Annotated in this window: 13 protein-coding genes; 12 read left to right on the forward strand and 1 reads right to left on the reverse strand. The window is 57.0% G+C overall.

Annotated elements, in window-relative coordinates:
* Positions 1 to 225 precede the first annotated feature (225 nt).
* From ACFQW4_RS01945 to ACFQW4_RS02000, 12 genes are all read left to right on the forward strand, one after another.
* Entirely contained in the window at positions 226 to 1203 is a 978-nt protein-coding gene (locus ACFQW4_RS01945) for a TRAP transporter substrate-binding protein (protein ID WP_101761397.1), read from the forward strand.
* Between the two features lie 48 nt (positions 1204 to 1251).
* The gene (locus ACFQW4_RS01950; RefSeq protein ID WP_110868462.1) at positions 1252 to 1758 is read left to right on the forward strand and encodes a TRAP transporter small permease; all 507 of its coding nucleotides are present in this window, start codon (positions 1252 to 1254) and stop codon (positions 1756 to 1758) included.
* Between the two features lie 12 nt (positions 1759 to 1770).
* Entirely contained in the window at positions 1771 to 3057 is a 1287-nt protein-coding gene (locus ACFQW4_RS01955) for a TRAP transporter large permease (RefSeq protein ID WP_101761395.1), read from the forward strand.
* A 474-nt stretch (positions 3058 to 3531) separates the two neighbouring features.
* A complete protein-coding gene (locus ACFQW4_RS01960; RefSeq protein ID WP_168197484.1) occupies positions 3532 to 3711 on the forward strand; it encodes a hypothetical protein in 180 nt (59 codons plus the stop codon).
* A gap of 13 nt (positions 3712 to 3724) precedes the next feature.
* The gene (locus tag ACFQW4_RS01965) at positions 3725 to 5347 is read left to right on the forward strand and encodes a TIGR04028 family ABC transporter substrate-binding protein (protein WP_137386974.1); all 1623 of its coding nucleotides are present in this window, start codon (positions 3725 to 3727) and stop codon (positions 5345 to 5347) included.
* Positions 5348 to 5359: 12 nt separating this feature from the next.
* Positions 5360 to 6304, forward strand: coding sequence for an ABC transporter permease (locus tag ACFQW4_RS01970; protein ID WP_377723990.1), 945 nt, complete (start codon positions 5360 to 5362; stop codon positions 6302 to 6304).
* Positions 6301 to 7158 carry an ABC transporter permease gene (locus ACFQW4_RS01975; protein WP_217548069.1) on the forward strand — a complete coding sequence of 286 codons (858 nt, stop codon included), beginning with the start codon at positions 6301 to 6303 and terminating at the stop codon, positions 7156 to 7158. The genes ACFQW4_RS01970 and ACFQW4_RS01975 overlap by 4 nt, the downstream gene beginning before the upstream one ends.
* Positions 7155 to 8765: a dipeptide ABC transporter ATP-binding protein gene (locus ACFQW4_RS01980; RefSeq protein ID WP_377723437.1), complete on the forward strand. Its 1611-nt coding sequence runs from the start codon at positions 7155 to 7157 to the stop codon at positions 8763 to 8765. Before ACFQW4_RS01975 ends, ACFQW4_RS01980 begins: the two co-directional genes overlap by 4 nt.
* Positions 8762 to 9763: a putative FMN-dependent luciferase-like monooxygenase gene (locus tag ACFQW4_RS01985; protein ID WP_377723439.1), complete on the forward strand. Its 1002-nt coding sequence runs from the start codon at positions 8762 to 8764 to the stop codon at positions 9761 to 9763. The genes ACFQW4_RS01980 and ACFQW4_RS01985 overlap by 4 nt, the downstream gene beginning before the upstream one ends.
* Positions 9764 to 9775: 12 nt before the next feature.
* On the forward strand, positions 9776 to 10873 hold the full coding sequence (locus tag ACFQW4_RS01990) for an alkylhydroperoxidase domain protein (protein ID WP_377723440.1): 1098 nt from the start codon (positions 9776 to 9778) through the stop codon (positions 10871 to 10873).
* A 2-nt stretch (positions 10874 to 10875) separates the two neighbouring features.
* On the forward strand, positions 10876 to 12027 hold the full coding sequence (locus tag ACFQW4_RS01995; protein ID WP_377723442.1) for an amidohydrolase: 1152 nt from the start codon (positions 10876 to 10878) through the stop codon (positions 12025 to 12027).
* A 23-nt stretch (positions 12028 to 12050) separates the two neighbouring features.
* Positions 12051 to 12899 (forward strand): VOC family protein, encoded by an 849-nt coding sequence (locus ACFQW4_RS02000; RefSeq protein ID WP_377723444.1) that lies wholly within the window; start codon positions 12051 to 12053, stop codon positions 12897 to 12899.
* A gap of 240 nt (positions 12900 to 13139) precedes the next feature.
* Here ACFQW4_RS02000 and ACFQW4_RS02005 read toward each other — a convergent pair whose 3' ends face one another.
* Positions 13140 to 13625, reverse strand: coding sequence for a hypothetical protein (locus ACFQW4_RS02005; protein ID WP_377723446.1), 486 nt, complete (start codon positions 13623 to 13625; stop codon positions 13140 to 13142).
* Between the last annotated feature and the right edge of the window lie 208 nt (positions 13626 to 13833).

Raw genomic sequence — 13833 nt, forward strand, 5'->3', positions numbered from 1 at the left:
AACACATAATTATCCCCACAGGATATGGATTGTTGTGGTGATGTTTTGAAAATGTGACACTCAATATAAAATTATTAAAACATCGTTTCAAAATGTGACGTAATTCATCCAATCGCCATTCCCTTATTTTTCCAGCCACTATTTTATCTATGCTGACACCACGCGGCATCCTTCGACAAATTAATGCGCCGCACCTTCCTGCCTCCCCTTAGCTGGAGAAAAAGCATGACGTTTAAAAAATTACTTCTGGTCGTTTCGTTATCCTCTGCGGCAGCGTTTTGCCCGGCAGTGTCTTCTGCCAAGGTCATTAAAGTGGCCGAAGTTCAACCGGCGGGTTATCCCACCGTGGTGGCGCTTGAACACATGGGCGAGAAGCTAAAAAAAGCCACTGATGGCCGATTAGAAATGAAGGTTTACGCCGGTGGCGTACTAGGCGATGAAGACCAAACGCTGCAGCAGGTGCAACTGGGCGCCATTGACATGATCCGTGTTTCGCTGGCACCGGTCACCACCATCGCGCCAGAAACCAGCGTATTAACCTTGCCGTATGTTTTTCGCGATGAGGATCATATGCACAAGGTGCTTGATGGTGATATCGGGAAAAATATCGTCGAGAAATTCGATAACGATCCTAACGCCCGCATGATATTCCTCGGCTGGACCGACGCCGGTGTGCGCAACATGATCACTAAAAAGCCAATCGCCAAACCCGACGATCTTAAGGGTATGAAAATCCGCGTGCAAAACAGTGCGATTTCGTTGGCGACCTTAAAAGCCATGGGCGCAAACCCGGTGGCAATGGGCGTGAGCGAAGTGTTCAGCGCCATGCAAACCGGCGTGGTGGATGGCACTGAAAACAACCCGCCAACCTTTGTTGCCCACAACTATATGCCCGTCGCTAAGTACTACACCCTCACCGGCCACTTCATTCAGCCTGAAATGATTCTCTACTCTAAACCGTTGTGGAATCGCCTCTCGGCTGACGACCAGGCGTTGCTGAAGAAATTAGGCAAAGAGGCGCAGGAGGAAGAGCGTCAGCTCTGGGCAACTTACACCCAACAATCCATCGAGAAGATGAAAGCCGGTGGCGTGACCTTCCAGGAAACCGATCGTGAAACCTTCATGAAAGCCACCCAGCCAGTGCGCGATCAGTTTGGCGGGAAATATCAGGATTTGATGAAACAAATTGCTGATGTGAAGTAATCCTCCCCACGCCACGTGCCTGCGTGGCGTTTTAATCAGGTAAATATTATGACTGCATACTCTCGTCTGATGGATGGGCTTTATTTGCTGTGCATGGCGATCGCCGCCGTTGCCTTGTTGATTATGGTCACGGTGATTCCCATCGGGATTTTCACCCGCTATGTGCTGAACGACGCGTTATCCTGGCCAGAACCGGTCGCCATCATTTGCATGATCATCTTTACCTTTATTGGTGCGCCAGTCGGGTTCCGCGCCGGTACGCATATTTGCGTCTCGATGATGACCGACCGGCTCTCGCCGGTGAATCAGCGCTGGCTGCTCAAGTTGTCTGACGCGCTGATGATCATCACCTGTCTGGTGATTTTCCGCGCCAGTTACAACCTGTGTGAAGCGATGTGGGTGCAAACGCTGGCCTCATTACCGGTGGTGACCTATGGCGAAATGTATCTGCCGATCCCAATCGGCGCGATTTTCACCCTGCTGTTTGTCATTGAAAGATTGGTTAATGGCGATCAAAGCCAACGCGCCATCGTGACTCTTGGCGGCACCCACTAAGCGGAGAAGAAAATGGACGCACTGATTTTGATAGGCAGTTTGGTGGTATTACTGCTGGTGGGTTTCCCGGTGGCATTTGCCGTTGGATTGAGCGCGTTTATCGGGGCATGGTGGATCGATTTACCACTGGAAGCGGTGGTGATTCAGATTACCAACGGCATAAATAAGTTTTCACTGTTAACCATTCCGTTCTTCATTTTGGCTGGTGCGATTATGGCGGAAGGCGGCATTGCCCGACGGCTGGTCAACTTTGCCTATATTTTCGTTGGTTTTATTCGCGGCGGTTTGTCGCTGGTGAATATTGTCGCCTCAACCTTCTTTGGCGCGATTTCGGGCTCTTCGGTGGCGGATACCGCCTCGATTGGTTCCGTGATGATTCCGCAGATGGAGGAGAAAGGCTATCCGCGTGATTTCGCAGCGGCGGTAACGGCCAGCGGCTCGGTACAAGCGGTGTTAACCCCGCCCAGCCACAACTCGGTGATTTATTCGCTCGCCACCGGCGGTGTTGTCACCATCTCATCGCTGTTTGTCGCCGGCATCATTCCTGGCCTGTTACTGGGTTTTTGCTTAATGGTAATGTGCCTGGGATTTGCGCGTAAACGCGGCTATCCCAAAGGTGAGCGCATCCCTTACAAGCAGGCGTTGAAAATCTTCTTCGATGCGTTCTGGGGATTGTTCACCATTTTCATCATTCTCGGCGGAATTCTTTCCGGCGTGTTCACCGCCTCGGAATCGGCAGCCATTGCCTGCATCTGGGCGTTCTTTGTCACCATGTTTATTTATCGTGATTTCAAATGGACGCAATTGCATATTCTGGTGTTTCGTACCATCAAAACGGTAACCATTGTGATGGTGTTGATCGCCTTCGCCGCCGGTTTCGGTGCGGTAATGACCTTTATGCAATTACCCACCATTATTACCGAAGCCTTTACCCAATTTTCCAGTAACAAGTATGTGATTTTGATGTGCATTAATCTGCTGCTACTGGTGGTGGGGACGCTAATGGATATGGCACCGCTGATCCTGATTCTGACGCCGGTACTATTACCGGTAGCCACCGCACTCGGCGTCGATCCGGTTCATTTCGGCATGATAATGCTAACCAACTTAGGCATCGGATTAATTACGCCACCGGTCGGCACGGTATTATTTGTCGCCAGCGCCGTGAGTAAGCAAAAGATTGAGCAAGTGGTCACCGCCATGCTGCCTTTCTATGGCGTGTTGTTTATTGTGCTGATGTTGATTACCTATATTCCGGCGTTATCGCTATGGCTACCGCGTTTAATGGGCGTGATGTAACAACCGGTCAAATCATTGTGCTTTAAATCTGCTGCGGGCTCTGACACATCTACTGCGTCACGGGCCGTCCTCGCACCGCTAGCGCGGTACCTTCGGCTTTCACGTCGTGCCGACGGATCATTCGGGGATCGGCCGTCCTGGCCGGCCCCGAACTGCCTCACGCATCCCTGCGTGAGGCTCCTGGCCCAACGTAAAAGCCTCAGCGCTGCGGATAGCCCTTTTGCCGCAGCAGACGCGTCAGCGCCTCTGGCAAATGTGCCCTTTTCAACAACACGCACTGAAGGTTTGGAGCAGGCCGGGGCCGCTTTTGGGCCGGCAATCCGCAGCGCTGAACGAAGCGAGGAAGCCAGGAGAGCCCGCAGGACGCGGGCGAAAGGCGGAGCCGGGACAGGACGTCCCGTCTCCGCCGGTCCGTCAGGCAGACGAGCGAAGTGAAGGTACCGCGTAAGCGGCGCGAGGACCGCCGGACCAAAAGTGGCACCGGTCAGCGCCATCGCCAATGGCTTAGCTAAAAAGCATTACGCCATTTATGGCGCCCCATCGTATGAACAGAACGCCTATTTATTTTTTTTAGCAAAGCTTAGTGCAATTCCTTGGTTCAACTCCCGTGTGCGGCATTCAATGATGAAAACCGCCCGTCGGGCTATTGATTAAAAAGGGAAACACCATGACTAAGCATTTTCACTTGCAGGCGTTGAGTTTGGCCCTGCTATCAGGGATTTTTAGCGCCCACGCGGCAGACACGCCCGTCAAAGGCGGCACGCTGGTTTACCTCGAACAACAGGCACATACCAACCTTTATCCACCCGCCGGTGGCTTTTATCCCAATGGCGGTATTCTGAATCAAATTACCGATAAGCTGACGTGGCAGAATCCTGAAACCTTAAAAGTGGAACCGTGGATTGCCGAAAGCTGGAGCAGTAACGCCGATAAAACCGAATATACCTTTAAAATTCGTCCCGGCGTCACCTTCTCCGATGGCACGCCCTTAGATGCCAATGCGGTAGCCAAAAACTTTGATACTTACGGTCTGGGAAATAAAGCCCAGCGCCTGCCGGTTTCCGAAGTGATCAATAATTACGACCGCAGTGAAGTTATTGATCCTCAGACGGTGAAATTCTATTTCAAAAGGCCTTCTCCCGGTTTTTTACAGGGCACCGCTACCATCGGTTCAGGCCTGGTTTCCCTCAGTACGCTGCAGCGTAGCTTCGACCAACTCGGCGATGCGCGTCATATTATTGGTTCCGGTCCATTTGTGGTCAGCGATGAGAAACTCGGCCGCGAGGTCGATTTAACCGCGCGCAAAGATTATCAATGGGGCCCGAAAAACCTCGCCCAGCAAGGTCCCGCCAATCTCGACGGCATTAAATTCATCGTCACGCCGGAAGACAGCGTGCGTATTGGCGCGCTGCTGGCCGGCCAGGCCGACTTCATTCGTCAGGTGCAAGCCTACGACGAGAAGCAGGCGCAGCAGCAAAACTTCCCGATTTACGCTGCACCCACGCGTGGCGTCAACGACAGCATCAGCTTCCGCCCGGATAACCCGCTGGTCAGCGATGTGAAAGTGCGTCAGGCGCTGCTGCACGCCACCAACGCGCAGCAAGTGGTGCAAACCCTGTTCTCACCGAACTATCCGCAGGCCACCTCGGTGATCGCCACCTCGGCGGCCGGTTACGTCAATCTGGCCGACAAGCTGAAATTCGATCCGGCGTTGTCGAAAAAGCTGCTGGATGAAGCGGGCTGGAAACCGGGCAGCGACGGCATCCGCGAAAAGGATGGCAAGAAACTGGCGCTGACCATTTATGAATCGCTGCCGCAGCCGCAGAACAAAGAGGTGCTACAGCTGGTGGCACAGCAGTGGCGTCAGGTTGGCGTCGCGCTGGCGGTGAAAGCCGGTGATGCAGGCAGCCGCGTGCTGGATAACCTCGATCCGCTGAAAACCCCGCTGGTGGTGTCCGAAGTGGGACGCGCCGATCCTGACGTGGTGAAGAGCCAGTTCTATCCGACTAACCGTGATGCGCTGCTGCAAAAAGGCGGCTCCAGCGACAAGGTGCAGAACTTCCGCGACGACAAGCTGAACACGCTGCTGCTGGGGATCTCCTCGGAAGTCGATCCGGCGAAACGCCTGGCGGTGACTGGCGAGGCGCAGCGCTATCTGCTCGATCAAGCCTATGTGATTCCGATTTTTGAAGAACCGCAGGTGTTTGCCGGTGCGCCGTGGCTGAAAGGCGTAAATTTTGAAGCCGTCGGTCGTCCGTCGTTCTACGGCGCGTGGCTGGAAAAACACTAAGGCAGGTTGATGATGCAACGTTCACTGCTGCGAAGAGTGGGTCAAAGCGTTTTGGTGCTGTGGGCCGCGTTTACCCTGTCGTTCTTTCTGCTGCAGGTGCTGCCCGGCGATGCGGTGCTGATCAAGTTTCAGAACCCGGATCTGGGCCTTAGCCCGGATCAAATCGCCGAAATGCGACTGGCTTACGGCGCGGATAATCCGCTCTGGCAGCAGTACGTGCACACGCTGCTGGCGATGGTGCGCGGCGATTTTGGTTACTCGGTGCAGGCGGGCGTGCCGGTCAGCGAACAGCTGATCAGCAACCTGCCCGCCACGCTGCAACTGGCGCTGCTCGGTTTTGTGCTGGCAACCCTTATCGCGTTCGCGCTGGCGGCGTTATCGCGCTTGCCGGCGCTGCGCTTCCTGCGTTCGGTGCTGCAATCAATTCCGGCGCTGTTTATCTCGCTGCCAACCTTCTGGCTCGGCATCGCGCTGATTCAGCTGTTCTCCTTCCAGCTGCGCTGGATCCCGGTGATCAATCCGTCGCCGCTACAGGGTTTGATTCTGCCGGTGATTACCGTGGCGATCCCGATCTCCGCGCCGCTGGCGCAGATTCTATTACGCAGCATCGATCAGGTTTCTACCCAGCCGTTCGTGGCGGTCGCGCGCGCTAAAGGCGCCAGCGAAAGCCATGTGCTGTGGCATCACGTGATGCGCAATGCGCTGCTGCCGGTGCTGAACGTTGCCGGTTTGCTGCTCGGGGAACTGATCGCCGGTGCGCTGATTACCGAAACCGTGTTTGGCCTAAGCGGCGTCGGTCAGCTGACGCAGCAGGCGGTGAATAATCAGGACGTCGCGGTGTTACAGGCGGTGGTGATGATCTCGGCGCTGGCGTTTGTGCTGATTAACCTGCTGGTCGATGCGCTGATGCCGCTGTTCGATCCGCGTCTGCAATCCATTGCCGGAGGCAACCGATGAGTCTGGTCGATTACTCAACTGCGCGTCAAAGCAACGGCAACGCACGTGCGTCCCGCGTGCTCAACATCCAGCCAGGTTTGTGGCTGGCGTGGGGCGTGATGCTGTTGGCGCTGCTGGCGGCATTTGCGCCTGGTCTGTTTACCCATTTCAGCCCAACGGAAAGCGTGCCTGGCGCACAACGTCTACCGCCGCAGGCCGCTTACTGGCTCGGCACCGATCAGCTGGGCCGCGATCTCTACGCGCGCATTATTTATGGTGCGTCACAGTCGCTGTCGGCGGCGGTCGCAGCGGTGGCGATGGGGCTGATTGGCGGCACCACGCTCGGCGTGCTGGCGGGCGCGATGGGCGGTCGCACTGAGAACTGGCTGATGCGCTTAGTGGATGTGCTGCTGTCGATTCCTTCGCTGCTGCTGTCGCTCAGCATTCTGATTCTGCTGGGTTTTGGCACCGTGCACGCCGCGCTGGCGGTGGGCATCGCCTCGATTGCCAGCTTTGCCCGCCTGGCGCGTGGCGAAGTGGTCCGCGTACGCCGCAGCGAGTTCGTCGAAGCGGCTTACGGCAGCGGCGGCAGTTTCTGGCGCGTGTTGTGGCGTCACATTTTACCCAACTCGCTGACGGCGGTGATCGCCTTCGCCGCCTTGCAGTTTGGCCAGGCGATTCTGGCGTTATCCACGCTCAGCTTCCTCGGCTACGGCACGCCGCCGCCGACGCCCGAATGGGGATTATTGATCGCCGAAGGACGTAACTATCTGGCGACTGCGTGGTGGCTCACCACCTTCCCCGGCATTGTGGTGGTCGCCGTGGTGCTGGCCGCTAACCGCATCAGTCGTCAACTGGCCGGAGGTGACGCATGAGCGCGTTATTAGCCATTGAAAATTTAACCCTCAGCTATCGCCAGCGCGGCGAGTGGCGCGCGGTGGTTCACAACGTCAGCTTTGAGTTGCAGCCGGGTGAAATGGTGGCGCTGGTCGGTGAATCCGGATCCGGCAAAACCACCACCGCGCAGGCCATTATGGGTTTGATGGCAGAAAACGGCCGCCGGGACAGCGGCAAAATTGTGCTGAACGGCACCGATATCGCCGGTTGGTCTTCTAAACGTCTTGATAGCCTGCGCGGCGTCAGCATCAGCTTAGTGCCGCAGGATCCGGGCAACTCGCTCAATCCGGTGAAAACCATTGGCGATCAGGTCGGTGAAATGTTGCAGCTGCACCTGAAAATCAGCAAAACCGAACGTCAGCAGCGCGTACTGGAGCTGCTGCAAAAAGTGGGGCTGAGCCATCCGGAACAGCGTCTGACGCAGTATCCGCATCAGCTTTCCGGCGGCATGAAACAGCGCGTGCTGATTGCTATCGCCCTCGCCCTGCGTCCGCAGATTATCATTGCCGATGAACCCACCAGCGCGCTGGATGTCACGGTGCAAAAACGCATTCTTGATCTGCTGGATGTGCTGCGCCGCGAATCCGGTACGGCGGTGCTGTTTGTCACGCACGATTTGGCATTGGCGGCAGAACGTGCCGATCGCCTGCTGGTATTTCGTCATGGCGAAGTTCAGGAACAAGGCCCGGCGGCGCAGGTGATCAACGCGCCTAAGCATGCTTACACGCGGCAGCTGTTGCAGGACGCCGATCCGGGCGACAGCGCGCTGTCTGTGCCGACACATGCCAACTTCTCGTCGCCAGCGATTCAGCTCTCCGGCATCAATAAACAGTTTTCCCTCGGTCGCCAGCAGCAGCTGCAGGTGGCGAAAGAGGTGTGCGTCACGGTGGCGCGCGGCACCACGCACGCGCTGGTCGGCGAATCCGGCTCGGGGAAAACTACGCTGGCGCGCATTCTTTTAGGCTTTGAGCAGGCCGATAGCGGCCGCGTGGTGATCGATGGCATCGATGCCACCGCGCTGCGCGGCGAAGCGCAACGTCAGCTGCGCCGCAAGATTCAGTTTGTGTATCAGAACCCGTTTGCCTCGCTGGATCCGCGCCAGACGCTGTTCGCCATCATTGAAGAGCCACTGCGTAACTTTGAGAAACTCAGCAGCGACGAGCGCCGGCAACGCGTCGCAGCCGTGGCGCAGCGCGTGGCGTTACCGCTGGAGCTGCTGACGCGCAAACCGCGCGAGTTGTCCGGCGGCCAGCGTCAGCGCGTAGCCATCGCCCGCGCCCTGATTCTGCAACCGGCGATTCTGGTGCTGGATGAAGCGACCTCAGCGCTGGATGTCACGGTGCAGGCGCAGATTCTGCAACTGCTGCAACAACTGCAACGCGAGCTCGGCCTTACTTATCTGTTTATCACCCACGACCTCGCCACCGTGCGCCGCATTGCGCACAGCGTCACCGTGCTGCGCGCCGGTGAAGTGGTGGAGCAAGGTGACACTGTCACGCTATTTAGCGCGCCGCAGCATCCGTATACCCGATCGCTGATTGACGCGATACCCGCTTTCCGTCCGCTGATTAAGGAGTCTGCATGACGCGCAAACGCATTGGTTTTTTCACTCGCCTGCTGGATGACACTTCCGCACAGCAGCGCTATCGCCTGGCAACTGAACAGATTCAGCACGCCGAGCGCACCGGTTTTGACAGCGCGTGGATTGCTCAGCACCACTTTAACGAGAAAGAAGGCGGCTTGCCTTCACCGCTGCTGTTTCTGGCCCACGTTGCGGCGCACACCCGCACTATTCGGCTTGGCACCGGCATCATCACGCTGGCGATGGAGAACGCGCTGCGCGTCGCCGAAGATGCCGCGGTGCTGGATTTGCTGAGCAACGGTCGGCTCGAAGTCGGTTTAGGTTCGGGCGGCACCGCGACCTCGTTTCTGCCGTTCGGTATCACTATCGACCAGCGCGCCAGCGTGTTTGCCGATCATCTGCATCAGCTGCTGAGCGCCTGGCGCGGCGATACGCTGGGCCATCCGGATAATCACCTCTATCCCGCAGCGCCGACGCTGGCGCAGCGCGTGTGGATCGCCACCTTCTCGGTGGAAGGTGCGGCGCGCGCAGGCCTTGCCGGGCACGGTTTGATGCTGTCGCGCACCCAGCCGCGTCCGGCGGGCCAGCCTGATTTGCCACTCCACCAGATACAAAACCCGATGATTGATGCTTATGTGGCGGCTTTACCAGCAGGCATTGCGCCGCGCATTCTGGCATCGCGCACCGCTTTTGTGGCCGATTCCAACGACTACGCGCGCCGTCTTGCCGAGCCGGGCTTACAGCGCCAGGCGCAGCATTTCCGTGAATCGGGACACGTGATTGGCAACACGCTCGACGAACAGGCGCGTCAGCTGGATGCGCACTTCGGCGATGCCGACACGGTGCGGCAATCGCTGCTGGCCGATACGTCGCTGCAACGCGTCACCGATATCAGCTTCCAGGTGCACTCCATCGATCCGCCACACGCCGACATTCTGCGTTCTATCGAATTGATTGCCGAGCATATTGCGCCCGCGCTGCGTGCGCTAAGCCACGCTTAACAGGAGAATTTCATGTCTCAAACGTTTGATTTACTGGCCGCGCTGGCGGATATCGATCCCGCGTCTGAACTGGCGCAAGCCCGCGCCGAGCGTCACGCCGCCACCCAGCACACGCAAGGCAGCTATGACGTGCTGTTTTCGCAGGATGATGAAGATTTGCCGTTAGCAGAACGTTTCGCCCTCGCCGCGCAGGTCGCGGCCTGGCATGGCGCGTCGAGTCTCGAAGCGCATTACCGCCAGCCGGAACAGCCCAACAACGCACGCTTCGCTGCGGGTCTGGCGTTTGCGGAACTGCTGAGCTTGCATCCGGTCGATGCTGCGCCGCAGCACATCGAGACGCTGCAAACTGCCGGATGGTCGCCACGCGGCATCGTCACGCTGGCGCAGCTGATTGCCTTTGTCAGCTTCCAGAGCCGCTTGCTTGCGGGTTTGCGTTTGCTCAACGGCGAAGAAACGGCGTCGCAGCCACATGCGGTGGCCGGTAAATGGCACGATGCGCCGCTCACCGTCAGCGGGAAAACCGCCCTCACCGCCTTTACCCAGCAGGAACTCGGCTGGGAACCGTGGCTGGCGGCAAAACCGCTGCAGGAATTTAGCGCTGAAGAGCAGGCAACGCTGGCGAAATTCGGCCACAGCGACTCTGATTACTTCCGCCTGCTGGGCCGCAATCAGCCGCTGCTCGAGCAGCGCACGCTAACCGATAAAGGCATCTTCTACACCGCAGGCGGACTCTCGCGCGCCGAGCGAGAACTCGCCGCCACGGTGGTGAGCAAGGTCAACGGCTGCATCTACTGCGCCTCGGTGCATGCGCGCAAAGCCAGCCAGCTGTCGAAAGATGAACCGGCGGTGCAGAAGCTGCTGAATGTCGCGCCGGGCGCTGAGCTGTCGCACGGACAATCGGCGCGCTGGGCGGCGCAGATCGATCTGGTTGCTACCTTATCGATTACGCCTGCCGCCACCAGACTGAAACAGCTGCAGGCGCTGCGCGCTCAGGGATTCAGCACGCTGGAGCTGCTGGACCTGATTCAATCCGCCGCCTTCTTTGCCTGGGCGAATCGCCTGATGCTGACGCTCGGCGAACCTTTCTTACCTGAACACACACAAGGATGACCATGACGGATCTTTCCCATCAACAGCTGGTGCGCTGGCGACGCGAGCTGCATCAGCATCCCGAACTGTCGGATCAGGAATTTGCCACCACCGAGCGCCTTACCCGCTGGTTGCAGGAACTCAACGTCAAGCTGCTGCCGCTGGATTTGAAAACCGGTGTCGTGGCAGAAATCGGTCACGGTGAACCGCTGATTGCGCTGCGTGCCGACATCGACGCCCTGCCCATCGACGAGCAAACCGATCAAGCATGGCGCTCCCAACAGCCGGGCGTGATGCACGCCTGCGGCCATGACCTGCACAGCAGCGTCATGCTGGGCGTCGCACAGCAGTTGCAACGCATCGAATCCCAGCTGCCTGGCCGCGTGCGCATTCTGTTCCAGCCTGCCGAAGAGATTTTTACCGGCGCGAAACAGCTGCTGGCGGCGGGCGCGCTGAAAGAGGTGCAGGCGATTTTCGGCCTGCATAACGCGCCGGATCTGCCAACCGGTACGCTGCGGACGCGCGGCGGTGCCTATTATGCCAACGTTGATCGTTTCCAGATCACTATCAACGGCAAAGGTGCGCACGCCGCGCGTCCGCATGAAGGCATTGATAGCATCGTGATTGGCAGCCACATCGTCACCGCGCTGCAAACGCTGCCGAGCCGCGTGTTCAGTTCGCTGGAGTCGCTGGTGGTCAGCGTGACGCGCTTTACCGCAGGCAACAGCTGGAACGTGCTGCCACAAACGGTGGAACTGGAAGGCACGGTGCGCACCCACAATTCGGCGATTCGCGCGCAGATCCCGCAGAAAATGAGAGCGCTGATAAACGGGATCGCCGCCGGATTTGACGCACAGGCGGAGCTGGTGTGGCAGGAAGGTCCGCCTTCGCTGCTCAACACCCCGCAATGGGCCGATTTCGCGCTGGATCTGGCCGCAGAGCAAGGCTATCAAACACAGGTCGGCACGCCGCAGATGGGTGGCGAAGACTTCGCCTTCTACCTGCAGCAGCTGCCGGGCGCGTTCGTCAGCATCGGCAGCGCCAGTGAATTTGGCCTGCATCACGCCGGATTCGATCCGGATGAAGCGATGCTGGAACCGGCGGTGCATTACTTTACCGAGCTGGCCCAGCGCGCGCTGATGACGCTGCGCCAACAACAGGCGCTGGCATCGTGACCATGAGAGCAAGGAGAAAAGCGATGGCGATTTCTGTACCTGTTCCACGTCTCGACCATGTGGTGATCAACGTTGCCAGCCAGTTGGATGACGCCAGCGCGCTGTTTCGTCGCCTGGGATTTCAGCTGACCGAGCGCGGCCATCATTCGCTCGGCTCCAGTAATCATCTGGCGATTTTTGGAGATAACTATCTGGAGCTGTTGGGGTTTGAGCCTGGGCGCGGCAATCTGCGCCAGGATTTGTGGCAGTCGCCGATTGGCCTCAGCGGTTTAGTATGGAAAACCGAGGATGCCGATGCGGTGTGGCGCTATCTGGAGAGCCAGGACATCGACGGCGATCTGCCGGCGAGCTTTTTCCGTCCCGTTACTTTGCCGGACGGCACCAAGCAGGAAGCACGCTTCCGCACCGTGCGGTTGCGCCCGTCGCTGGTGGCGAACGGCCGCAGCTTCTTTTGTCAGCACGACACGCCGGATTCGGTGTGGCAGGACGCGTGGCGCGTCCATCCGAATGGCGTGAGCGATATCGTCGAATTCGTGGTGGTGGCGCAGGATCCCGCCGCCGCTGCGCAGCCCTACAGCCGTTTATTCGGTGCCGATAAACTCACCGCCTGTCAGGAAGGCGCGTTTGTGCTCAGAGCGGGCGTGGCAACGGTGCGTTTTGCCGCCGCGGAATACGTTACGCAGCGCTTCGCCGGATTGCCGATTGATTACGACGGCAGCGCGCGCATGGCCGGATTGAGTTTGCGCACCTCGGATCTGCGCAAAGTGAAAGCCAGCCTGCTGCTCGGTGATGTGCCGTTCCGCGAAGAAGAGTCGGCGATTATTGTTGGTGCCGAGCAGGCGTTTGGTGTGGCGTTGCGGTTCCAGCAATAATCACGTTTTGCATGTATCCGTAGCGGCGCGATTTATCGCGCAATGTGATGGCGATTGCGCACCCAGCCTGATATTGCGCAATAAATTGCGCCGCTACGTTATGAGCGTTGTAAAATATCGTCATGGAGTAATCTGAATTCTAAAGGTGAAAAGTGACAGCTAACTATTAAGAACGTTACAAGCCAGGCGTAATATCCCACTATGGAAAACTGAATATGAGCTTTTGAACGATCACTTATGTTAATTATAAAGCCTTTTTTGTTGGGAACGCTGCCTCCGCTCGTCATACTCCTTCGCTTTTTCCTTATGCCACATATTGCTGCATCCTGGATCGCTAGGGGTAAGACAATAGTGAGTTTTATCATCTTGAGACTCACTTTTCTCCCAAGATAGTTTTGGCGTTACCTCTGTGGACCAGGAATAATCCTTCGCTTTTTCCTCATGCCACATTTTGCCGCATCCTGGATCGCGAGGAGTAAGACAATATTGGGTTTTATCACCTTGAGACTCACTTTTATCCCAGGAAAATTGTGGCGTCACCTCTGTTGACACCGAATAGTCCTTCTTATCAATGTCATACATCAAATCTGGTGAGGCCGTTGCTGAAACACCATAAAGTAGTGATATAAATGGGGCATATGCATATTTTTTTAAGCATGATATATTCGTTATTCCTTTAAACGTAAATTCGTTTAACTTCAATTTAGAAGCCCAGGTTCCTGACACGACTAGAAGCATGAGTAAAGTAACGTAAAATGTAGAACATTCGATTATATCTCCATTACTGGGAAAGACCCACTATACATATTTTTTTAAGCATGACATATTCGTTATTCCTTTAAACGTCAATTCGTTTGACTTCAATTTAGAATCCCAGACTCCTGATTTTAAGATTCGATATCGCATCGTACAAATCGTGCTTTCCTACATGGAC

This window comes from Pantoea sp. GCM10028869 (assembly GCF_042666835.1).
Lineage (GTDB): Bacteria > Pseudomonadota > Gammaproteobacteria > Enterobacterales > Enterobacteriaceae > Pantoea > Pantoea leporis.